Origin of the sequence: Microbacterium sp. NPDC090003, from assembly GCF_044748385.1 — a bacterium.
Classification (GTDB): domain Bacteria; phylum Actinomycetota; class Actinomycetes; order Actinomycetales; family Microbacteriaceae; genus Microbacterium.
In genome coordinates, this window is record NZ_JBIVFW010000001.1 from 2,235,196 (window position 1) to 2,257,246 (window position 22,051).

23 protein-coding genes are annotated in these 22,051 nt (G+C 69.0%); 20 read left to right on the top strand and 3 right to left on the bottom strand.

All coding sequences use genetic code 11. The features are described 5' to 3' along the window. Nucleotides 1-5: 5 nt before the first annotated feature. Nucleotides 6-1,358, top strand: coding sequence for a dihydrolipoamide acetyltransferase family protein (locus tag ACIPVN_RS10820; RefSeq protein WP_400442711.1), 1,353 nt, complete (start codon nt 6-8; stop codon nt 1,356-1,358). A gap of 30 nt (nt 1,359-1,388) precedes the next feature. On the opposite strand, the gene ACIPVN_RS10825 is transcribed toward ACIPVN_RS10820, so the two are convergent. After that, on the bottom strand, nt 1,389-1,928 hold the full coding sequence (locus ACIPVN_RS10825; RefSeq protein ID WP_400442712.1) for a 2'-5' RNA ligase family protein: 540 nt from the start codon (nt 1,926-1,928) through the stop codon (nt 1,389-1,391). Nucleotides 1,929-2,025: 97 nt separating this feature from the next. After that, nucleotides 2,026-3,246 carry an ROK family protein gene (locus tag ACIPVN_RS10830; RefSeq protein WP_400442713.1) on the bottom strand — a complete coding sequence of 407 codons (1,221 nt, stop codon included), beginning with the start codon at nt 3,244-3,246 and terminating at the stop codon, nt 2,026-2,028. 100 nt (nt 3,247-3,346) lie between these two features. Between ACIPVN_RS10830 and ACIPVN_RS10835 the strand changes: the two genes are divergently transcribed. The 16 genes from ACIPVN_RS10835 to ACIPVN_RS10910 all read left to right on the top strand — a co-directional run bounded on the left by ACIPVN_RS10835 (nt 3,347) and on the right by ACIPVN_RS10910 (nt 17,710). Further along, a complete protein-coding gene (locus ACIPVN_RS10835; RefSeq protein WP_400442714.1) occupies nt 3,347-4,666 on the top strand; it encodes an ABC transporter substrate-binding protein in 1,320 nt (439 codons plus the stop codon). Further along, the gene (locus ACIPVN_RS10840) at nt 4,663-5,607 is read left to right on the top strand and encodes a carbohydrate ABC transporter permease (RefSeq protein WP_400442715.1); all 945 of its coding nucleotides are present in this window, start codon (nt 4,663-4,665) and stop codon (nt 5,605-5,607) included. The genes ACIPVN_RS10835 and ACIPVN_RS10840 overlap by 4 nt, the downstream gene beginning before the upstream one ends. Further along, the gene (locus ACIPVN_RS10845) at nt 5,607-6,482 is read left to right on the top strand and encodes a carbohydrate ABC transporter permease (RefSeq protein WP_247633552.1); all 876 of its coding nucleotides are present in this window, start codon (nt 5,607-5,609) and stop codon (nt 6,480-6,482) included. Before ACIPVN_RS10840 ends, ACIPVN_RS10845 begins: the two co-directional genes overlap by 1 nt. Nucleotides 6,483-6,549: 67 nt before the next feature. Further along, on the top strand, nt 6,550-8,241 hold the full coding sequence (locus tag ACIPVN_RS10850) for a glycoside hydrolase family 13 protein (RefSeq protein ID WP_400442716.1): 1,692 nt from the start codon (nt 6,550-6,552) through the stop codon (nt 8,239-8,241). Between the two features lie 173 nt (nt 8,242-8,414). Further along, on the top strand, nt 8,415-9,428 hold the full coding sequence (locus tag ACIPVN_RS10855; RefSeq protein WP_400442717.1) for a metal ABC transporter substrate-binding protein: 1,014 nt from the start codon (nt 8,415-8,417) through the stop codon (nt 9,426-9,428). Further along, nucleotides 9,425-10,249: a metal ABC transporter ATP-binding protein gene (locus ACIPVN_RS10860; RefSeq protein ID WP_400442718.1), complete on the top strand. Its 825-nt coding sequence runs from the start codon at nt 9,425-9,427 to the stop codon at nt 10,247-10,249. Before ACIPVN_RS10855 ends, ACIPVN_RS10860 begins: the two co-directional genes overlap by 4 nt. After that, the gene (locus ACIPVN_RS10865) at nt 10,246-11,106 is read left to right on the top strand and encodes a metal ABC transporter permease (RefSeq protein WP_400442719.1); all 861 of its coding nucleotides are present in this window, start codon (nt 10,246-10,248) and stop codon (nt 11,104-11,106) included. The genes ACIPVN_RS10860 and ACIPVN_RS10865 overlap by 4 nt, the downstream gene beginning before the upstream one ends. A gap of 50 nt (nt 11,107-11,156) precedes the next feature. Further along, nucleotides 11,157-11,573: a Fur family transcriptional regulator gene (locus ACIPVN_RS10870; RefSeq protein ID WP_247624213.1), complete on the top strand. Its 417-nt coding sequence runs from the start codon at nt 11,157-11,159 to the stop codon at nt 11,571-11,573. After that, nucleotides 11,570-12,604 carry a permease gene (locus tag ACIPVN_RS10875; RefSeq protein ID WP_400442720.1) on the top strand — a complete coding sequence of 345 codons (1,035 nt, stop codon included), beginning with the start codon at nt 11,570-11,572 and terminating at the stop codon, nt 12,602-12,604. The genes ACIPVN_RS10870 and ACIPVN_RS10875 overlap by 4 nt, the downstream gene beginning before the upstream one ends. Then, entirely contained in the window at nt 12,597-13,397 is an 801-nt protein-coding gene (locus ACIPVN_RS10880) for a TIGR03943 family putative permease subunit (RefSeq protein ID WP_400442721.1), read from the top strand. The genes ACIPVN_RS10875 and ACIPVN_RS10880 overlap by 8 nt, the downstream gene beginning before the upstream one ends. Beyond that, nucleotides 13,387-15,036 (top strand): hypothetical protein, encoded by a 1,650-nt coding sequence (locus ACIPVN_RS10885; RefSeq protein ID WP_400442722.1) that lies wholly within the window; start codon nt 13,387-13,389, stop codon nt 15,034-15,036. The genes ACIPVN_RS10880 and ACIPVN_RS10885 overlap by 11 nt, the downstream gene beginning before the upstream one ends. Nucleotide 15,037: 1 nt before the next feature. Beyond that, a complete protein-coding gene (locus tag ACIPVN_RS10890; RefSeq protein WP_400442723.1) occupies nt 15,038-15,736 on the top strand; it encodes a DNA-3-methyladenine glycosylase in 699 nt (232 codons plus the stop codon). A 193-nt stretch (nt 15,737-15,929) separates the two neighbouring features. Continuing rightward, entirely contained in the window at nt 15,930-16,166 is a 237-nt protein-coding gene (rpmB, locus tag ACIPVN_RS10895) for a 50S ribosomal protein L28 (RefSeq protein WP_017203559.1), read from the top strand. After that, complete coding sequence (rpmG, locus tag ACIPVN_RS10900) at nt 16,166-16,336, top strand: 50S ribosomal protein L33 (RefSeq protein ID WP_046014935.1); 171 nt, start codon at nt 16,166-16,168, stop codon at nt 16,334-16,336. Before rpmB ends, rpmG begins: the two co-directional genes overlap by 1 nt. Before the next feature lie 3 nt (nt 16,337-16,339). Further along, a complete protein-coding gene (gene rpsN / locus ACIPVN_RS10905; protein WP_017829734.1) occupies nt 16,340-16,645 on the top strand; it encodes a 30S ribosomal protein S14 in 306 nt (101 codons plus the stop codon). Between the two features lie 543 nt (nt 16,646-17,188). Next, nucleotides 17,189-17,710 carry an endonuclease domain-containing protein gene (locus ACIPVN_RS10910; protein ID WP_400442724.1) on the top strand — a complete coding sequence of 174 codons (522 nt, stop codon included), beginning with the start codon at nt 17,189-17,191 and terminating at the stop codon, nt 17,708-17,710. Between the two features lie 97 nt (nt 17,711-17,807). On the opposite strand, the gene ACIPVN_RS10915 is transcribed toward ACIPVN_RS10910, so the two are convergent. Beyond that, nucleotides 17,808-18,635: an alpha/beta hydrolase gene (locus ACIPVN_RS10915; protein ID WP_400442725.1), complete on the bottom strand. Its 828-nt coding sequence runs from the start codon at nt 18,633-18,635 to the stop codon at nt 17,808-17,810. 136 nt (nt 18,636-18,771) lie between these two features. Between ACIPVN_RS10915 and ACIPVN_RS10920 the strand changes: the two genes are divergently transcribed. The 3 genes from ACIPVN_RS10920 (at nt 18,772) to ACIPVN_RS10930 (ending at nt 22,045) form a co-directional block, all read left to right on the top strand. Next, nucleotides 18,772-19,368, top strand: coding sequence for a TetR/AcrR family transcriptional regulator (locus ACIPVN_RS10920; RefSeq protein ID WP_400442726.1), 597 nt, complete (start codon nt 18,772-18,774; stop codon nt 19,366-19,368). Nucleotides 19,369-19,564: 196 nt separating this feature from the next. Next, the gene (locus ACIPVN_RS10925; protein WP_247624225.1) at nt 19,565-19,852 is read left to right on the top strand and encodes an HU family DNA-binding protein; all 288 of its coding nucleotides are present in this window, start codon (nt 19,565-19,567) and stop codon (nt 19,850-19,852) included. 180 nt (nt 19,853-20,032) lie between these two features. Further along, entirely contained in the window at nt 20,033-22,045 is a 2,013-nt protein-coding gene (locus ACIPVN_RS10930) for a cytochrome c oxidase assembly protein (protein ID WP_400442727.1), read from the top strand. Nucleotides 22,046-22,051 lie beyond the last annotated feature (6 nt).

Below are 22,051 nucleotides of genomic sequence, written 5' to 3' on the forward strand. Positions count from 1 at the left end.
CGCAGATGAGCACGCAGAACTTCACCCTTCCCGATGTCGGCGAGGGCCTCACCGAGGCCGAGATCGTCACGTGGAAGGTCGCGCCCGGTGACACGGTCGCGATCAACGACGTCATCTGCGAGATCGAGACGGCCAAGTCGCTCGTCGAGCTGCCCTCGCCCCATGCGGGGACGGTCGGCGAGCTGCTCGTCGCGGAGGGCACCACGGTCGAGGTCGGCGCGCCGATCATCACCTTCGTGACGGACGAGAACGACGACGCCGGCCCCGGCAAGGTCGTGACGGCCGAAGCCCCCGCGCCCGAGGAAGGCGGCGGTTCGGTGCTCGTCGGATACGGCACCGGCGGGGGAGCGACCTCGCGCCGCAAGCGTCCCGCCGAGCGCCCGGTGCGCTCCTCGGTGGGCGTGATCGCGAAGCCCCCGATCCGCAAGCTCGCCCGCGACCTCGGCGTCGACCTCACCACGGTCACGCCGAGCGGCGCCGACGGCGAGGTCACCCGCGACGACGTGATGAAGCTCGCCTCGCAGGCGAGCGTCTTCCGTAACATCGAGACCCCCGAGTGGGGTGCCGTGCGTGAGGAGACCGTGCCCGCGCCGCAGATCGCCCCGGCGGGCCTGGCTCGCGGGGTCGCGCCGGTGCAGGCATCCGCCTCCGACGACGACCGCACCGAGTCGATCCCGGTGAAGGGCGTGCGCAAGGCGACCTCCTCGGCGATGGTGCAGAGTGCGTACTCGGCCCCGCACGTCACCGTGTGGAAGGACGTCGACGCGACCCGCACGATGGAGCTCGTCAAGCGCCTCAAGGCCGCGCCGGAGTACGCCGACATCAAGGTGTCGCCGCTGCTGATCGTGGCGCGCGCCGTGATCTGGGCGCTCCGTCGCACGCCCATGATCAACGCGGCCTGGATCGAGACCGAGGACGGTGCCGAGATCGCCGTGCGTCACTACGTGAACCTCGGCATCGCCGCGGCCACGCCCCGCGGCCTGCTCGTACCGAACATCAAGGACGCACAGGACCTCGGCATGAAGGACCTCGCCCGGGCGCTCAACCGCCTCACCCTCACGGCCCGCGAGGGCAAGACCTCGCCCGCCGACCAGCAGGGCGGCACCATCACGATCACCAACATCGGCGTGTTCGGGATGGATGCCGGAACCCCGATCATCAACCCCGGCGAGGCCGGCATCGTGGCCATGGGCACGATCAGCCAGAAGCCGTGGGTCGTCGACGGCGAGGTGCGCCCCCGGTGGGTGACCACGGTCGCGGGATCCTTCGACCACCGCGTGGTCGACGGCGACGCGATGAGTCGTTTCGTCGCCGACGTGGCGTCGGTGCTCGAGGAGCCCGCGCTGCTCGTGGACTGATCGACGCTCCCCTCGCGGGCGCGCATCTCGCTAGCGGGAGGTCAGCTCGGCGAGCGCCGTGACGCGGGCAGATGCGGGATCCCAGTGCCGCACGCCCGCGACGTGGGCGTGGATCTCTCCGCCGATGCCCTCGAGCGCGACTGCGAGGTCGGCCACGCGCAACCGGCGGGCGAGGGTGACGTGCGGGGTCCACTGGGTCGGCGCGGTGTGCGGGGCATCCTCGCCGGGGCCGGCGAGGGAGTGCACCCGCGAGTGCAGGTCGAGCAGCTCTGCGGTGGGCACGACGCTGCGGGCCAGTACCCGGCGCTCACCAGCGCCGAAGAGCAGCGGGGCGCCGAGCGTGATCGGGAACGACAGGATGCCGTCGAGAACCCCGGCATCGAACGGCGGCAGATCGACGCGTGCCATGACCGTGATGTGCGGGCGGTTGCTCGGCGAGGTATGGCGTCCGAGACTCGACACCCCGAGTGCGGCAAGGGCGTCCCACTCGGCCCGCACGGCGTCTTCGGCGGCGGTGTCGAGGAGCAGCTCGATCGTCGAGGGCGACCTCCGCAGTTGTGTCTCTTGCACGACCCGATTATGCCGTGAGGGGTCGAGACACGCCGTGCCGCGGCATCCGCTTGAGGCGTGTTGTGACCCCTCACGGTCGGATGCGGATGCCGCGGCGCTAGGCCAGAACCGACAGCCGCTCCTCGGCCAACCGCGGCACCGACTGCTCGCGCGCCGCGCGGCGGGCGGTGGCGACGGCGCCGACCGAGACCACCTCGGCACCGAGCTCCGACGCGAGGACGACGGGCGCGGGCAGGTGCAGCTCCGAGGGCAAGAGCCCGCGGGCGACCTCGAGCACCGGTTCGATGCTCTCGGCCACGGCGCCGCACACGATCACGCGAGCCGGGTCGTACATGCTGCCGAGCACTCCGACGATGCGGGCGACGACGGCGCCGACGTGCTCGGTGACGAGCAGGGCATCGGGATCGCCCGACGCGGCGAGCGTGAGCACGAGGCGGGGGTCGATGCGCTCTTCCGCCACGAGCCGCCCCAACGCCGAGGAAGGCGCCACCGCGCCCGAGGCGACGGCATCCCGCGCCGCGCCCTGCACCGAGTACGGCAGGCCCACGGCCGAGCCGACCCCCATGATGTGGTCGAAGACGACGCCCTCGCCGACGCCGCCGTGCGCGCCGTGCAGCACGTGCCCGTCGACGACCACGCCGCCGCCGTAGCGTTCGCTCGCGAGCAGCGCGACGTAGTCGCGGCATCCGATCGCTCCGCCGACCGCGCCCTCGGCGACCGCGGCGAGTTGGGCATCGTTCTTGACGTGCACGACCGGTGCCCAGCCGCTCAGCGCCTCGGCGAGCCCGGGGTTCGTGCGCTCCCAGAAGCCGTCCGGGTGCGGGGGAGAGATGCCGTTGCGATCGACGGGGGCGGCGACGCCGGCGCAGACGGCCAGCACCTGATCCCGTGACACCCCGGCTTCGTCGAGGGCGGCGCCCAGGCGCTCGATGATCAGCGCGCGACGATCGGCGGCGGGCTGCGTCTGCGACACCTCGACGCGATGGTGCACGAGGGTGCGGTCGAGCAGGTCGGCGACGGTGACGGAGAGGTGCGTGTCGCCCGCATCGATCCCGACGACGACGCCGAGATCGGGGGAGAGGGCGAAGCGGCGGGCGGGGCGGCCCGAGCGGTAACTGCCGGCGACCCGGGCGTTCGGCAGCTCGCGCAGCACATCGGCGCCGACCAGCGTGTCGATCGCATCGATGGCCGTCGAGCGCGTGAGCGAGGTCGCGGCCATGACGTCGGTCGCGGTGAATTCGCCCGCGCTCCAGGCGAAGTCGAGCACCGCGCCGACGCTGGCGCGCCCCGTGCCGAGCCCCGCGGTGATGTCTGCCACGCCTCTTGCCTTCCCGTCGTCTGAATGAGAGAGTACCTTCCAGCGGAGTAAATTCGCTCATTAGATTTAGTAGTCGGATCTAAAAACCGGAAGGACGACGGTGTCTGGAGAACGAACACGCGCGTTGCGGCTGATCGCCGGGGGCCTCGGCCTCACGCTGATCGGTGCCGCCCTCACGAGCTGCGCAGCCGGCTCGGGAGCGGAGACCATCCGCTTCACCTTCAGCAAACGCGAGGCGATCGAGTTCATGACCGAGCGCGTCGCCGAGTACAACGCCTCGCAGGACGACGTGAAGGTCGAGATCGACACGTCCGGCGTCGACGTCGTCTCGGCCAGCTTCGTGCGCGGCAATCCGCCCGACATCATGCTCGGCAACTACAACTATGAGATCGCCCGATTCGTGCAGCGCTGCGCGCTCACCGATCTCTCCGACACCGACGCTGCGGCGAGCGTGCGTGACGACCTGCAGCCCCTCATGGACCAGTACGGCTCCTGCGAGGGCCGCACGAGCGCCCTGCCGTACTCGGTGATGGCGGCATCCGTCATCTACAACAAGGAGATCTTCGAGGCCCAGGGCCTCGAGGTGCCGCAGACCTGGGACGAGCTCATCGCGGTCTGCGACAAGCTCAAGGCCGCAGGCATCGATCCGTTCTACGGCACCTTCAAAGACGACTGGACCGTCGGCCAGGGCTGGTACGACTACACCGCCGGCGGATCGGTCGACGTGATCGAGTTCTTCGATGCGCTCGCCGAGGAGGGCGCCGAGGTCGGGCCCGACGCCCCGGTCTCGTTCGAGAAGGACTTCGCCGAGCCCATGGACCGCATGATGCAGCTCGCCGAGAACTACACGAATGCGGATGCCGCGAGCAGGGCGTACGGCGACGGCAATCTCGCCTTCGCGAAGGGCGAGGCGGCCATGTACCTGCAGGGGCCGTGGGCGTTCAGCGAGATCGCGAAGACCGCACCCGACCTGCAGCTCGGCACGTTCCCGCTGCCGATGACCGATGATCCCGACGACCTCGAGGTGCGGGTCAACATGGACCTCGCAGCGATGATCCCGGTGGAGTCCAACCACCAGGAGGCCGCCCGCGACTTCCTGGAGTTCCTCTACCAGCCCGAGAACATCGAGGAGTACAACGCCTCGCAGCTCGGGTTCACGCCGACGACGGATGCGCCGGCGCCGGACGATCCGCGCATCGAGGGCATGATCGAGTACTACGACGAGGGCAGGATCTACCAGGGCCCCTCGGTGCTCGTGCCCAAGACGCTGCCGATCTTCAACTACGCGCAGGCCATGGTGCTGGGCGCCTCGACGCAGAACACGCTGCGCACCATGGACGCGGACTGGGCGCGCATCGCGTTCCGCGCACCGATCCCGTCGACCCAGGACAACGCCTCGGCAGAGGAGCCGGCATCATGACCACCACCGCGGGACCCACCACGACCGGGCCGACCGACACCACGGCGATCATCACGGGCGGCAAGCGCGGCATCCGTCCCCGCACCCGCAGGGTCGAGCCGATCTACTATCTCTTCCTGCTGCCGACGCTCGTGATCTTCACTCTCGCGATCACGGTGCCGGGGGTCATGGGCATCTTCTTCAGCTTCACCGACTCGATCGGCATCGGCGAGTGGAGCTTCAACGGCTTCACGAACTACATCGCCCTGTTCAGCGATCCGGCGATCCTGCAGAGCTACCTCTTCACGTTCGGGTTCTCGATCGCCACGGTCATCGTGGTCAACGTGATCGCGTTCCTGCTCGCGGTCGGGCTCACCTCCCGCATCCGCTTCAAGACCGGGCTGCGCACGATCTTCGTGATCCCGATGGTGATCTCGGGCATCATCATCGCCTACGTCTTCAACTTCCTGTTCTCGAACTCGATCCCCGCCGCGGGGGCGGCCACCGGCATCCCGTGGTTGCAGACGAGTCTGCTCGCCAACCCCGACCTCGCCTGGGTGGCGATCGTGATCGTCACCGCCTGGCAGGCCGTGCCCGGCACGCTGCTGATCTACATCGCCGGCCTGCTCTCGGTTCCCGGTGAGGTCTACGAGGCGGCGAGCATCGACGGGGCGAGCAAGACGCAGCAGCTGACCCGCATCACGCTCCCGCTCGTGATGGGCTACGTCGTGATCAACGTCATCCTCGGGTTCAAGGGCTTCCTGAACGCCTACGACATCATCGTCGGCCTCACCAACGGCGGACCCGGAACCTCCACCCGCAGCGTCGCGATGACGATCATCGCGGGCTTCAACGGCGGCGACTACGCCTATCAGATGGCCAACGCGACCATCTTCTTCATCGTCGCCGTGCTCATCTCCCTCCTCCAGCTGTCGCTGACGCGCGGAAGGAACGCACTCTGATGTCGACGCAGACGATCACCACACAGGTCGCGGGCAAGAAGCCCCGCGTGCGCATGGAACGGGTCAACTGGTCGGGCACGATCATCCTGATCCTGTGTGCGGTCACCGTCCTCCTCCCGCTGTACGTCACCCTCTCGATGGCGTTCAAGACCACCGGGCAGGCGGTCGACGGCAACGCGTTCTCGCTGCCGGCGCCGTTCAGCATCGACGGGTTCGTCGAGGCGTGGAACCTCACGAAGTTCCCGGTCGGCGCGGGCATCTCCCTGCTCGTGACGGCGGGCACCGTGATCGCGACGATCGTGCTGGCGGCCTTCGCGTCGTACGCGATCGTGCGCAACTGGGACCGCCGCCTCTTCCGCTACTCGTTCTTCTACCTGCTCGCGGCGATGTTCATCCCGTTCCCGGTCGTCGCCCTGCCGCAGATCCAGCTCACCGGACGCTTCGGGCTCGACAACCCGTTCGGCGTGATCATCCTCGCGACGATGTTCCAGCTGAGCTTCAGCGTGCTGCTGTTCACGGCGTTCCTGCGGTCGATCCCGATCGAGCTCGAGGAGAGCGCCCGCATCGACGGCGCGACCACGTGGCAGACGTTCTGGAAGCTGATCTTCCCGCTGCTCGCCCCCATGAGCGCGACGGTCGGGATCTTCGCCTTCCTCTACGCCTGGAACGACTTCATGATGCCGTCGCTGATCATCTCCGATCCGGCATTGCAGACGCTGCCGGTGCGGCAGAACCTGTTCCAGACCCAGTTCAGCAACAACTACAACGTGTCGTTCGCCTCGTACCTGATGGCGATGGCCCCGGCGATCCTGGCGTACCTGTTCACGCAGCGCTTCGTCATGGAGGGCGTCACGCAGGGCGCCGTCAAGGGCTGACCCTTCGTCGCGCTGCGCGCTCAGGGATCACCACACCACCGCAAGAAACGAAGGAGCACTCCCCGATATGACCGATTCGCTTCTCACCGAGACCCGCGAAGACGACAGGACGGCAGCGTGGTGGCGCCAGGCCGCCGTCTACCAGATCTACCCCCGCAGCTTCGCCGACGCCGACGGCGACGGACTCGGCGACATCCCCGGCATCCTGTCGCGCGTCGACTACCTTTCGGCGCTCGGCATCGATGCGGTCTGGCTGAGCCCGTTCTATCCGTCCGAGCTCGCCGACGGCGGCTACGACGTCGCCGACTACCGCGACGTCGATCCGCGCCTGGGCACCCTCGCCGACTTCGACGCGATGGTCGAGGCGCTGCACGCCCGCGGCATCCACGTCATCGTCGACATCGTGCCGAACCACTCGTCGGATCAGCACGTGTGGTTCCAGGAGGCGCTCGCCGCAGGTCGCGGTTCGGCCGCGCGCGAGCGGTACATCTTCCGCGAGGGCACGGGGCCCGACGGCGCCGAGCCGCCCACGGACTGGGTCTCGGTGTTCGGCGGGTCGGCGTGGGAGCGGGTCGAGGACGGCCAGTGGTACTTCCACAACTTCGCCACCGAGCAGCCCGACTTCAACTGGGATCACCCGGAGGTGCGCGCGGACTTCCTGAAGACGCTGCGCTTCTGGTCGGACCGCGGGGTCGACGGCTTCCGCATCGACGTCGCTCACATGCTCACCAAGGACCTCAGTGAGCCGCTGCCATCGCGCGCCGAGCTCGACGCGATGGACCGCTCCTCGGGCTCGCACCCCCTGATCGACCGCGACGACGTGCACGAGATCTACGCCGAGTGGCGGCAGGTCTTCAACTCGTACGATCCGCCGCGCACCGCGGTCGCCGAGGCCTGGGTCGATACGCCCGAGCGTCGTGCCCGCTACGCCTCGGCCGAGGGGCTCGGGCAGGCGTTCAACTTCGACCTGCTCGAGGCCGACTTCGATGCCGCGCAGTTCCGCGAGATCGTCGACGAGAACCTCGCGCAGGCTCGACAGAGTGGGTCGTCGACGACCTGGGTGCTCTCGAACCACGACGTCACGCGGCACGCCACCCGATACGGCCTCGCGCCGCTGCAGGGGCGTGCCGTGAAGCAGGGCACGGAGTGGGTCGCCGCCGGGGGTCCGGCCGAGCTGCTCGATCGCGAGCGCGGTCTGCGTCGCGCGAACGCCGCATCGCTGCTGCTCTTCGGCCTGCCCGGCAGCGCCTATCTGTACCAGGGTGAGGAACTCGGTCTGCACGAGGTCGCCGAGATCTCGCCCGAGCAGCGACAGGACCCGGCGTTCTTCCGCGGTGCCGAGTTCGACGGACTGGGTCGGGACGGATGCCGCGTGCCGCTCCCGTGGAGCGCTGAGGGCGTCTCGTTCGGGTTCGGTTCGGCTGCCGCGCACCTGCCCCAGCCGGCATGGTTCGCCGATCACGCGGTGGATGCCGAGGCATCCGATCCCGCGTCGACGCTGTCGCTGTACCGCGAGGCGCTGCGTCTGCGGCATCCGCTGCAGACGGGCGAGACGCTGGAGTGGCTCGAGACCGGTCGCACCGACGTGCTGCGCTTCGTGCGTCCGAACGGCTGGCAGATCGTCACGAACTTCGGCACCGAGCCGTTCGATCTGGGAGCGGATGCCGTCGACGTCGTGCTCACGAGCATCCCGCTCGAGGGCTCGGCGTTGCCCGGCGAGGCGACGGCCTGGATCGCCCCGGCGGCGTTGCTCGCCTGAGGTCGTTCCCGCGTCGAGACCCATCACCGCCGTCGAGACCCATCACCCCGCGCGTCGCGGGTGGTGGGTCTCGACGTGAATGGTGGGTCTCGACGGGGCGAGCGCGGGCCAGAAGACGGATGCCGTCCACCGTGGATTTGATAATGGTTCTCATTAACGTTTACAGTGTGAGCATGAAGAAGCCCGTCCTCGCCCTCACCCTCGCATCCGTCGCCGCCCTGACGCTCGCCGGATGCTCGACCCCCGCCGCGGGGGAGGGCGCCGACGACGGCACCATCACGGTCGTCGCGAGCACCAACGTCTACGGCGACATCGCCTCGACGATCGGAGGCGACCGCGTCGACGTGGAGTCGATCATCACCTCGGCGTCGCAGGACCCGCACTCGTACGAGGCCACCGCCCGCGACCGCCTCACGGTGCAGAAGGCCGACCTCGTGATCGAGAACGGCGGCGGGTACGACGCGTTCATCGACACGCTCCTGCAGGACGCGAACGACCCCCACGTCGTCACGGCCGTCGAGTACTCGCACGACTACCCCGGCAACGAGGGTCACGACGACCATGCCGACGAGGATGCCGCGACCGAAGCTCCCGCCGAAGAGGAGCACGACCACGAGCACGCCGAGGGCGAAGAAGGGCACGAAGGACACGACCACATCGAGGGCTTCAACGAGCACGTGTGGTTCGATCCGCACACGATGATCCACGTCGTCGAGGCGATCTCCGACGAGCTGTCCGAGCTCGACCCCGACGGCGCCGACGAGTTCGCCGCGAACGCGGCCGAGCTCACGGCAGAGCTCGAGGGCTTCGAAGCCGACCTCGCGTCCGTCAAGGCGGATGCCTCGGGTGTCGACGTCTTCATCACCGAGCCGCTGCCCGGCTACCTCGCCGCGGCCGCCGGATTCACCGATGTCACCCCCGAGGGCTTCGCGGAGTCGGTCGAGGAGGGCACCGATGTCGCCCCCGCCGTTCTGCTGCAGGCGCTCGACGTGATCGAGAGCGGTGAGGTCACCGCACTCCTCACCAATGCGCAGACCGGTGGTTCCGAGACGCAGCGCGTCGAGGACGCCGCGAAGGCCGCCGGCATCCCCGTGATCGCCTTCACGGAGCTGCTCGAGGACGGATCGTCGTACTCTGAGTGGATGAGTGACGCGATCCAGAGCCTCGCCGCCGCGACCCAGTCGTGAGTCGGCGCCCCGTCCTCGAGATCGCGGATGCTTCGCTCCAGCGTGGAGACCGCGAACTCTGGTCGGGACTCGATCTGACGGTCCAGCCCGGCGAGTTCATCGCCGTGCTGGGCCCGTCGGGTTCGGGCAAGACCACCCTTCTGCGCAGCATCCTGGGTCTGCAGCCGCTGTCGTGGGGAACCATCCGCGTCGCGGGCGAGCCCGTGCACCGTGGTAACTCCCGCATCGGCTACATCCCGCAGCAGCGCTCGCTCGCCCCCGACACGAGCATGCGGGCCCGCGACCTCGTCGCTCTGGGCGTGCACGGCAGCCGCTTCGGGTTCCCGGTGCCGCACCGCGGAGACCGCGCCAAGGTCGACCGCCTGCTCGAGTCGGTCGGGGCCGCGCACTTCGCGGATCGTCGCGTCGGACTCCTCTCGGGCGGCGAGCAGCAGCGGCTGCGGGTCGGCCAGGCGCTCGCCGACGAGCCGGCCCTGCTGCTGTGCGACGAACCGCTCTCGAACCTCGACCTCGCCAACCAGGTCGCCGTGACCGACATCATCGACCGGCAGCGCCGCGAGCGCGAGGCGGCCGTGATGTTCGTCACCCACGACATCAATCCGATCCTCGGCAAGGTCGACCGCATCCTCTACATCGCCGGCGGGCGCTTCCTGCTCGGCACCCCCGACGAGGTGCTGCAGACGCGTGTGTTGACCGATCTCTACGGAACCCCGGTGTTCGTGCTCCGCGCCGGCGACCGGCTGGTGGTCGTGGGGGTTCCGGATGCCGAGCCCCACCACGACCACGGCGACCACGAGCACGCGCACGGGGGAGCAGCGTGAGGCCGCTGGTCGACTGGAGCGACGTCTTCTCGTTCCAGGATTACGGCGAGCTCGTCGCCCTGCTCTCGAACTCGATCATCGCGGGCGCCGTGCTCGGCATCGTCGGCGGACTCATCGGCGTCTTCGTGATGCAGCGCGACCTCGCCTTCGCCGTGCACGGGGTGAGCGAACTGTCGTTCGCGGGCGCGGCGGCCGCGCTGCTGTTCGGCGGCAGCGTGGTGTTCGGCTCGCTCGGCGGAGCCCTCGTCGCGGCGATACTCATCGGCGTGCTCGGAGCGAAGGCCCGCGACCGCAACTCGATCGTGGGCGTTCTCATGCCGTTCGGCCTCGGCCTCGGCATCCTGTTCCTGTCGCTCTACGACGGCCGCAGTGCCAACCGGTTCAGCCTGCTCACCGGCCAGATCGTGTCGGTGTCGAGCCCCGACCTCGGTTGGCTGATGGGCATCAGCCTGGTCGTGCTGCTCGGGCTGCTCATCATGTGGAACCCCCTGCGCTTCGACTCGCTCGACCCCGAGTCGGCCGCCGCCCGCGGTGTGCCCACCCGTGCCGTGAGCCTGCTGTTCATGGTGCTGCTCGGACTCATCGTCGCCGTCAGCGTGCACATCATCGGCGCGCTCCTCGTGATGGCACTGCTGGTGACCCCCGCCGCCGCCGCGATGCGCGTGACCGCGGGGCCGGTGGCGGTGCCGCTGCTCGCCGCCCTGTTCGGGTTCGTCTCGGCGGTCGGCGGCATCCTGCTCGCCCTGGCCGGCACCCTGCCGGTCAGCCCGTACATCACGACGCTGTCGTTCACGATCTACGTCGTGTGCTGGGTGGTGCAGAAGGCACGAGCACGCGTGAAGCGGGTGCGGGCCTGACGTGAGCGACTCCCAGCCCTCGCCGATCCCCGACGCCTAGAATCGTCGGTATGGCTCAGCGGAACACCTGGCAGCGCGAACGCGTGCGCGAAGCACTCGCCGATGCGCGCGGTTTCGTGAGCGCGCAGAACCTGCACGCCTCGCTGCGCGACGACAACACGGGCATCGGTCTGGCCACCGTGTACCGCGCGCTCGCGGGTCTCGCCGCCTCCGGCGACGCCGACTCGCTGCAGAGCCCCGAGGGCGAGGCGCTCTACCGCGCCTGCACCACGCAGGGTCATCATCACCACCTGATCTGCCGCAACTGCGGACTCACGGTCGAGATCGAGGCCAAGGACGTCGAGCAGTGGGCGCACCGCACGGCCGCGCTGCACGGGTTCACGGATGCCGCGCACGTCGTCGACATCTTCGGGCTGTGCGCCCCCTGCACCAACAAGCGCGACGCCGAGAGGGCCGCGACCGCGTGACTCTGCTCACCCCTCAGCGCCACGCCCGCACCCACGGCCCGACGCGGTCGCCGCGCTCGGCGTGGATCGGTCTGGCGCTCGGTGCCGTCATCATCGCGGCGCTGTTCCTCGTCGACGCGTTCCTCCCCTCGTTGTTCCCGGCCTCACTGCCCACGCGCGCGCAGGACGGACTGACCCTCGCCCTCAGCGTGCTGATCGAGGCCCTGCCGTTCGTGATCCTCGGCGTGCTGCTGTCGATCGTCGTGCAAGTGTGGCTGCCGGCCGACGTCATCCACCGCTGGCTGCCGAAGCGCGCGTGGGCTCGCCGAGCGGTGCTGTCGCTGTTGGGCATGCTGATCCCGGTCTGCGAGTGCGGCAACGTGCCCTTCGCCCGCGGGCTCATGATGCGCGGCCTCGCGCCGGCCGAGGCGATGACCTTCCTCATCGCGGCGCCGATCGTCAACCCGATCGTGATCCTCACCACGCACGCCGCGTTCGGCTGGGACGGCGGCATCCTCGTCGCACGTCTCGTCGGCGGTTACCTGATCGCGAACCTCATCGGCTGGATCTACAGCCGCCACCCCTCGCCCGACGCGATGCTCACGCAGCGCTTCGTCGACACGTGCGATCGCGTCACCCACGAGCACGGCACCCCGGTCAAGCGCAGCCTCACGCAGTTCCTCATCGAGCTGCGCGCGGTGATGCCCGCGCTCGTGATCGGCTCGGCGCTCGCCGGAGCCGTGCAGGTGCTCATCCCGCGCGACATGCTGCTCGCGATCGGCGCGAACCCGGTGCTGTCGATCGTCGCCATGATGGCGCTCGCGATGACGGTCGCGATCTGCTCGAACGTCGACGCGTTCTTCGCGCTGTCGTTCGCCTCGACGTTCTCGTCGGGAGCGCTCGTCGCGTTCCTGCTCGTCGGACCGCTCGTCGACGTGAAGATGCTCGCGCTCATGCGCACGACCTTCACGGCGCGCACGCTGCTCGGCATCGTCGGCGTCGTGGTCGCCTCGGCCTTCGCGATCGGAATCGGGGTGAACGTCCTTGTCTGAGCACGAGACCGCCGAGAACGCCCCGTCGCGCCTGCGCGCCCTCGGCACACGCTGGTTGGGCATCGGGCTCGCGACCTTCGTGTCGATCGTCACGCTCGGCCTCGGCGTCACGGGTCGCCTCACCCTCTACATCAGCCCCGAGTCGGTGTGGTTCGCGTGCGCCGCCGCGGTCGTGACCCTGCTCGGCGCGATCTGGTCGTGCACCCTGCCGCTGGGCGAGGAAGCCGATCACGGTCACGATCACGGGTCGGCGCACGACGACGCGGATGCCGCACCGGCCCCGCGCCGCGCCCTCGCCGCGGCCGGAGCGGTGACCGGGGGCATCCTCGCCACGGGCGTCGTCGCGGCGGCCCTCGTGCTGCCGCCGGCGTCGCTCTCGGTCGAGCTCGCGATGTCGCGCGTCGGCGAGCAGACGGCACTCTTCGCCGGCTCCGACGACGTCACGCTCGGCGTCGCCGACACCTCGACCTTCGGCGTGGGGGACTGGGCCAGCGTCTTCGCGACGGCGACGAACACGGCAGCGTACGACGGGGCATCCGTCTCGCTGGTCGGATTCGTCACCCCCGACGCGGTGAAGGACGGCGAGGTCAATCTCACCCGCATGGTCATCACGCACTGCGTGATCGACGCGCAACCGGCGACGCTGCCGGTGAGCGTTGACGCGAGCGCGTACGACACCGGCCAGTGGGTCGAGGTCACGGGAACGGTGAAGGCGGATGCCGACGGCAAGCTGAGCATCGTCCCCACCGAGGTCGTCGCGATCGACGAGCCGGGAGACCCGTATGAGTACTGACGACGAGCGGCCAGAGGGCCCCGCCGTCCCGCGCACGCGCGCCGAGATGCGCGCTGCCCGCGAGGCTGCCGCCGCAGCGGAAGCGGCTCCGGAGGAGGATTCTCGGGGCGGGGCCCTTCGACAAGCTCAGGGATCCGGTGCGCGCCGTTCGTCCGACGAGGAGCCCGTCACTTCGGGGGCCGAGAAGACGGATGTCGGACCTCTTGAGCCGGATCGTCCGACATCTGTCGCTCCGGCCCCCGAAGTTCCACGCGCCCAGCCCGTCGCGAAGCGCTCGCACCGGTTCGGGATCGCGCTCGCCGCGGTGCTCGGCATCCTGGTGCTGGTGAGCGCCGGCCTCGGCGTCGTGAGTCTCACGCAGGGCCCGCGCATCACCGAGGTGCAGGTCGATCCGGCGCACGCGATCGACGCCTCGGGCAGCCGGCTCATCCTCACCGCGAACCAGTCGCTCGCGACGATCGACCCCGCGCAGGTGACCGTCGAGCCGTCGGTACCGTTCACGGTGGATGCCGCGGGCCGGGGCATCGGCATCCGCTTCACCGTGCCGCTCGACGACGAAACGAAGTACACCGTCACGGTCGCCGACGCGACCGGTGCATCGGGCGGGCCGAAGAACGACCTGACGACTACGTTCACCACGCCGCCCTCGAGCATCTTCCTGCTCAACCGCAGCGACAAGGAAGACAAGATCTTCCAGACCGACCTCACCGGCGAGAACGGCGTGCCGGTGTTCGCCGCCGACAAGATCAACGACTTCCGCGCGACCTCGTCGCAGTTGGTCGTGACGGTCGAGGAGGACGACGGGTCGCACATCCTCGTGATGGACCACGACGGCGGCGACCAGCGCGAGCTGCCGCTGCCCGGGGAGGGCTACGTCGGGTCGATCCAGGTGTCGGAGCGCGGCGGACTGGTCGGCTACAGCTACTCCGACCGCGAGCTCAGCGACACCGAGGGCCGCGCGAGCGTGCTCGTGACCCAGTCGCTGAACGACAAGGACTCCGAGCCGCAGGTCATCGAGGTCGACGACGCCGAGGCCAGCATCTTCGCCTGGCAGTTCGTGCCCGACAGCGCTGCAGTGCTGTTCATCGACTTCGACGGCGCGCTGTCGCTCGTCGACCGTTCGAGCGACGCCGGCGTGCAGTCGCTGGGGCTGGCCGCCAACATCCAAGGCATCAGCCGCGGCACCTACACGGCGGTCATCGAGCGCCTCGACGGCTCGGTCGTCGAGCTCAACCTGGCCGACGGATCGGAGCAGCCGCTCGCCGCCTCGAACCCCGACTACGGCATCGCCTCGACCATCACACCGTTCCCCGGCGGCACGCTACGGCACGTCGTGCAGCGCAACGAGATGGGCATCCCGACCGGCCAGGCGGTCGTGAAGGTCGACGACGACGGCGCGGCGAGCCCCCTGATCGAGGTTCCCTCGACGGACTCGATCCTGCAGGCCTGCGCCTCGCCGAGCGGCCAGTACGCCGCAGTGGTGATCGCCCCCGACATGACCGACAACCCCTACGACGAGATGCTGCTCCCGCTGCCGAAGACGATGGAGACGCACCTCATCGACCTGCGCACGGGCGACGAGATGGTGGCTCTCACCGGCTTCGACGCCTCGTGGTGCCAGACGGCTCCGCGTTTCTGAGATGGTCGACGCTCTGCACCGGGCGACCCGCGACGAGCTGAGCGGGCTGCCGGTCGACGTCGCCCCGAGGCTCCTGGGCGCCGAGTTGCGCACGGTCGTCGCGGTGCCCGGTGAGCCCGTCGTCGAGGTGCGGATGCGCCTCACCGAGGTCGAGGCGTACCACGGGCAGGGCACGGGGGAGTTCGCCGACCCGGGGTCGCACGCCCGCATGGGGCGCACGGCGCGCAACGCCACGATGTGGGGCGAGCCGGGGCATCTCTACGTGTACCTGAGCCACGGCATCCACTCGTGCGTCAACGTCGTGTGCGGACCGGAGGGCGTGGCCGGCGGTGTGCTGTTGCGCGCCGGCGAGGTCGTCGGCGGAGCGGATGCCGCGGCGCGTCGCCGCGGCATCGACGCGGCGCTGACACCCCGGGCGCGGCGGGATCTCGCGCGCGGACCCGGGCGGTTCGGGCAGGCGGTGGGGCTGAAGCATCCGCTCCACGACGGCATCGACGCGGTCACGGGCGCGGAGTGGCACGGCGCGCGCGCCGAGCTGTGGCTGAGCGATGCGCCGGTCGAGGTCGCGACGGGCCCGCGGGTGGGCGTGGCCGGGATCGCCGGCACGGATGCCTTTCCGTGGCGCTTCTGGATCGTCGATGACCCGACGGTCTCGCCGTTCCGCTGGGGCCGCGGGGCCGAGGAGGCGTCTCGCGCGTGACGGCGGGCCGTCGGCGTTCCGAGCGACCGCGCCGCCTGTGATAGCATTGGCGATTGTCTGTGCACACTCCTGTGCGCAGTTCGCATGCTGTTCCGATTCCGGATCCTGAGCTCGTCGAAGGGTCGGGCGGACGGCGTGCAGACAAGGGATCTTGGGTGGGGCCGTCCGGCCTCACGGTATAGAAGGAGTCATCATGGCAGCAGTGTGCCAGGTGACCGGAGCTGTTCCCGGTTTCGGTCACAACGTCTCGCACTCGCACCGCCGGACGAAGCGCCGCTTCGACCCGAACGTGCAGAAGAAGACCTATTTCGTTCCGTCGCTCGGTCGTAAGATCACGCTCAACGTGTCCGCCAAGGGCATCAAGGTGATCGACGTCCGCGGCATCGAGAACGTGGTCAAGGACCTCCAGGCGAAGGGTGTGAAGCTCTAATGGCCAAGAAGGCTCAGGACGTACGTCCGATCATCAAGCTGCGTTCGACGGCGGGTACGGGCTACACGTACGTGACCAAGAAGAACCGCCGCAACACCCCCGACCGCCTCGTGCTCAAGAAGTACGACCCGGTCGTCCGCAAGCACGTCGAATTCCGAGAGGAGCGTTGATCAATGGCTAAGAAGAGCAAGATCGCTCGCAACGAGCAGCGCAAGGTCATCGTCGAGCGTTACGCCGAGCGTCGCGCCGAGCTGAAGAAGACCCTGGTCGACCCGAACGCCACCGACGAGGCCCGCGAGGCCGCACGCGTCGGCCTGCAGAAGCTGCCGCGCAACGCGTCGCCGGCTCGCGTGCGTTCGCGCGACGTCATCGACGGCCGCCCCCGTGGTGTCCTCACGAAGTTCGGCATCTCGCGTGTCCGCTTCCGTGACATGGCGCATCGTGGCGAGCTGCCCGGCGTGACCAAGTCCAGCTGGTAAGTCCTACCGGTTCGGAAGGGGCGAGGATCTTCGGATCCTCGCCCCTTCTGCGTGTGCGGGAGGCGTGCGACGTGATGGGCGGACTTGTCGGTGTGGGGCGGATGCTTGGAATCGAAACCTCCGCCCAACGGTGAGTTTTCCTCCCGATGTGTTGCTCTGCACATCTCGTGCGAGCGGCGGCGTGTCCACAGACCCCGGCCGTGGCGCCGACCGCGACTGTGCGCGACGGGCATCCTCGACGGATGCATGCGGTGAGAGAAGTCTTGGCAAGAGGGGGGATCGCCCGTATTTCGACCCTGCGTGAGGTCGGTGTCACGGAATATGCGTTGCGGCAGGCGACCCGGAGCGGGGCTGTGATCTCGGTCTGCCGCGGCTGGGTGGCACGCCCGGACTGCGACCCGATGCTGGTCGCGGCGGCGAAGCGAGGAGTCGTGCTGAGTTGCGTCACGCTCGCGGTGCGTCGGGCTCTGGGGCTCGAGCGCCGACTGCGTGCACGTCGCCGCGCCTCCAGGGTCGGGCCACGCGGGCGCAGTCCAGGGCGTCGTGCATTGGAGCAAGCCTCAGTTCCTCCGGGCTCCGGACGCACTCGAAGACTCGATCGAGAACGCCCTCATCCTCATCGCACGCTGTCAGCCGTATGAAGATGCTCTGGCGACGTGGGAGTCCGCGCTGCGGATGCGGATGGTGGACCCGGAAGTGTTCGCGCGAGTACGTCTGCCGCCTGCAGCACGTCGGTTGCTCGCGGATGCGACGCCGTTCGCGGATGCCGGCACCGAGACGATCTTCCGTACTCGGCTCGCGTGGCTGCGGCTGCCCATCACCCCGCAGGTGTGGTTGTCAGGTCACCGCGTGGACTTCGTGATCGGCGAGCGTCTCGTGATTCAGATCGACGGTGGTCACCACGTCGGGGCTCAACGATCTCGGGACATCGCCCACGACACCGAACTGATGCTCCGCGGCTATCAGGTCATCCGGATCGGTTACGACCAGCTCATGAACCAGTGGGCATCGGTGCAGGCCCAGATCCTCGACGCTGTGGCTCAGCGGCTTCACCTGGCGTCATGAGTCGGGCGGAGAACTCCGCGTGGGGCGGGAGGATTAAGGGCTAATTCTCCGCCCAACGGTGAGTTCTCCGCCCGACGAGCTGAGGGGCTCGCACCCGTCACGCCACGGATGCCGCCGCGTGCTGCACCGCCCAGGAGAGGGCGTGGTCGGCGATCTCCTCCCAGCCGTCCTGGCTCACGAGGCGGTGGGTGCGTCCGGCGTACTCGATGTAGTCGACGATGGCCGGGCTGCCGGTCGCGCGGTACTTCTTCTCGATCGCGCGCACGATGGCCGGGGGCACGACGTGGTCGATCTCGCCGGCGATGAGCAGCAGCGGGGCTCGGTCGGCGCGGGCGTAGTCGACGTGGGTGACGCCGCCCTTCTCATTGAGCACCGATGTCACGCCCTCGAAGAACACGCGATTGTACGAGTTGACGGCGTACTCCTCCCACAGCGCGTCGGATGCCGCGCGCGACAGGTCGTTGCCGAAGGTGAAGTGGAAGTGGCGCTTCGACAGGGGCTTGGCACCGTTGCGTCCGAACGGGTTCGAGAGGATCGGCGTTCCGGTCCAGAGGGTCGAGAGGGGGAGAGCGGTGACGCCTGCGGTCTGGCCGGGGGCGACACCCACGTAGGCGGCGCCGAGGCCGCGGTCGGCGAGCATCTGGGTGAGCACGCCGCCGAAGGAGTGGCCCATGATGATCGGCTTGACGGGGAGTGCCCGGATGATGCGCTCGTAGTGGTCGGCGATCTGCTTCAGGCCGATGCCTTTCAGGGCCGAGGGGTCGCGGCGGATGTCGTCGACGGTGCGGTCGTCGATGCCGGGCCATCCGGGAACGATGACCTCGTGGCCCTGGGCGCGGAAGCGCTCGGCCCACGTGTTCCAGCTCTGCGGGGTCATCCAGAGTCCGTGGATGAGGACGATGGGGGTCTTGTCGGTGCTGTTCATGATCTTTCTCCTGCGTTCGGTCCTGCGGGTCGGAAGTGCGTTACGCTGATAGTAGACCGAACGTTCTATCTACTGCAAGATATTCCCGAAAATCGAGAAATCGGCGAACGGATGCCACGATGAGGGAGGACCCACCATGAGCACCGAGAACATGAGCACCGACACCACGAAACGCCCGAGCCCCGCTCGCGCACGCCTGATCGACGCGGCCACGCGCCTCTTCTACGAGGAGGGCATCCACGCGGTCGGCGTCGACCGCGTGATCGCCGAGGCCGAGGTCACGCGCGCCACGCTGTACAAACAGTTCGGCGGCAAGGAGAACCTCGTGCTCGCCTACCTCGAGAACGAGGATCGGATGCTGCGCGACATGTTCGCCGAGGCGGGGGCGTCCGTCACCGATCCCGCGCGGCTCATCGACGCCGTCATCGACGGCATCGTCGCCGACATCCGCCTGCGCCACACCCGTGGCTGCCCGTTCATCAACGCCGCCGCCGAGTACCCCGACGGCGAAGGCCCCGTTCGCACGATGATCGATGAGCACCGCGAGTGGTTCCGGAGCACTCTCGAACAGGTCGCCGTGGCGGCCGGTCTCGAACGACCGGCCGAGGTCGCGGCCTCGCTCGTGCTGCTCCGCGACGCCGCTCTCGTGGGTGGATACCTCGATGGGGACGACCGCGTATCGCCCGCTTTCGAGCGCACGGCGCGGGCCGTGATCGCGGCGCACCGAGCCTGAAACGGGTCGGGACACGCCCGAAAACCTGTGACTGGAGTGACAAAAGTCGTGCAACACGCCCAATAAATGACCAAAACCCGCGAAATGACGCGGAAATGGGGGTGGTCATTGATACATTCAAGGCGGTCACTCGACCAGGGGCATCCGCCCCGATCCACACAACGATGCGACGAGATCCTCGTCGCTGGAGGATGACATGGCTGACAAGTCCATCACCAAGACCGAGCTCGTCGCGAGCATCGCCAGCGCCACCGGCCAGAGCCAGGCCACCGTCTCGGGCGTCCTCGACGCGCTGTTCTCCACGGTCTCCGACGCCGTTGCCAAGGGCAGCAAGGTCTCGATCCCGGGCTGGATCTCGTTCGAGCAGGTCGACACCGCCGCTCGCACCGGCCGCAACCCGCAGACCGGCGCCGAGATCAAGATCCCGGCCGGCAAGCGCGTCAAGGTGACCGCTGGTTCCAAGCTGAAGGCAGCCGTCAAGTAAGACGCTTCCTGTCGAAGGCCGCCGCCCCTCGGGGTGGCGGCCTTCTGCGTTCCCGGCATCCGATCTCGCTCCGGTCGCACTTTCGGTCGGAATGAGCCGCCCAGATCGACAGAAAGTGCGACGGGAACGGATGCCACGGCTCCGTCAGCCAGGGCCGATGCCGCGGCTTAGGCTGGAGGGGTGAACACCCGCGCCGCGACGACCCGATCGAGCGCGTCGGCCTACCGCCTCGCCGGCGTCGGAATCCTCGCCGTCGCCGCGATCGTCGGAGTCGTCGCCGCCCTGCTCGTCGGCGGGGGAGCGGCACCTCTGCTGCTGCAGGATCCCGGCCCCTTCGTCATGTGGGCCACCCCGATCGTCAAGCTCACGATGAACGTCGCTGCCGCGGCCATGCTCGGCTCGCTCGTGCTCGCCCTGTTCGGGCTCCGGAGCGGAGAGAAGCCGTTCGACACGGCCCTCAACATCGCCTCGATCGGGGCGGCGGTCTTCACGATCTCGGCGGGCTTCACCGCCTTCCTCACGTTCATGGCCGCGTTCAATCCGCAGCTGAGCATCGAACGCGAGTTCGGCGCGCAGCTCGGCCGCTACCTGCTCGAGACGGCCCTCGGCCAGTCGTGGTTGATCACGACCATCTTCGGCTCCGTGATCACGGTGCTCGCCTTCGCCTGGCGCACCTGGACGCCGACGCTCCTGACGGCGCTCCTGGCCGCGGCATCCTTCCTCCCGCTCGCCACACAGGGGCACTCGGGCGATCTCGCCGGCCACACGGTCGCCGTCAACTCGATCCTGCTGCACACGATCGGCGCCGCGGTGTGGCTCGGCGGTCTGCTGCTGATCGTGCTGATGCGCGGACGCGACGGCGTCGACGCCGCGCAGCTCGTGCGCCGCTACTCGTCGCTTGCGATCGCCGCGTTCTTCGTGGTCGCCATCTCGGGCATCGCCCGCTCGGTCGTCGCCCTCGGCGACTGGAGCCAGCTGGCCACCCCCTACGGCGCGATCCTGCTCGCCAAGGTCGTGCTCCTGGGCGGCATGGGTCTGCTCGGCGCCTGGTACCGCGCGCGGCTGATTCCGAAGCTCGACGGACCCCGGGCATCCGCCTGGTTCTGGATGCTCGTGCTCTGCGAGGTCGCCCTCATGGGTCTCGCCTCGGGAGCCGCGGCGGCCCTCGCCCGCACGCCCCCGCCGACCGGCGAGGAGGCCGCGTTCGCGCAGACCCCCGCCGAGGTGCTCACCCGCTCGAACGTGCCGCCGGAGTTCACCCTCGACCGCTGGTTCACATCGTGGGACCTCGACATCCTGTGGCTGGTCGCCGCCGGGTTCGGGCTCTTCCTCTACATCGCCGGCGTCATCCGCCTGCACCGGCGCGGCGACCGCTGGCCGATCCACCGCACCGTCTTCTGGGTGCTCGGGATGCTGCTGCTGGTCTGGGTCACCTGCGGCCCGATCAACGCGTATCAGGAGTACCTGTTCAGCGTGCACATGCTCGGGCACATGATGCTGTCGATGGCGATCCCGCTCCTGCTCGTGTCGGGCGCCCCGGTGACGCTCGCGCTGCGCGCGATCCACAAGCGCGACGACGGCACGCGCGGCGGACGCGAGTGGATCCTCTGGGCGGTGCACTCGCCGTTCTCGAAGGTCGTGACGCATCCGTTCGTCGCGGCGGGCATCTTCATCCTGTCGCTCTGGGCGTTCTACTTCACCGACCTCGTGCGCTGGTCGATGTTCGAGCACCTCGGGCACGAGTGGATGGTCATCCACTTCCTCATCTCCGGGTACCTCTTCGTCTTGACCCTCATCGGCGAGGACCCCATCCCGTACCGCCTGCCGTACCCGGGGCGCCTCATCACCCTCATCGCCATCATGGCCATGCACGCGTTCTTCGGTGTCGCGATCATGATGCAGGAGGGCCTCATGGTCGCGGACTGGTTCGGCTCGATGGGCCGCACCTGGGGGCCGACTCCGATGGAGGATCAGTACATCGGCGGTGGTGTGGCCTGGTCGATCGGCGAGATCCCCACGCTCATCCTCGCGATCACCGTCGCGATCCAGTGGAGCCGCAGCGACACCAAGCTGCAGAAGCGCCGCGACCGCCACGCCGACCGCACCGGAGACGCCGAGCTCGAGGAGTACAACGCCCGGCTCGCCCGCATCGCCGAGCGCGATCGCCAGAACGCCGAGGCCGGCCGCAGCTGAGTCGCC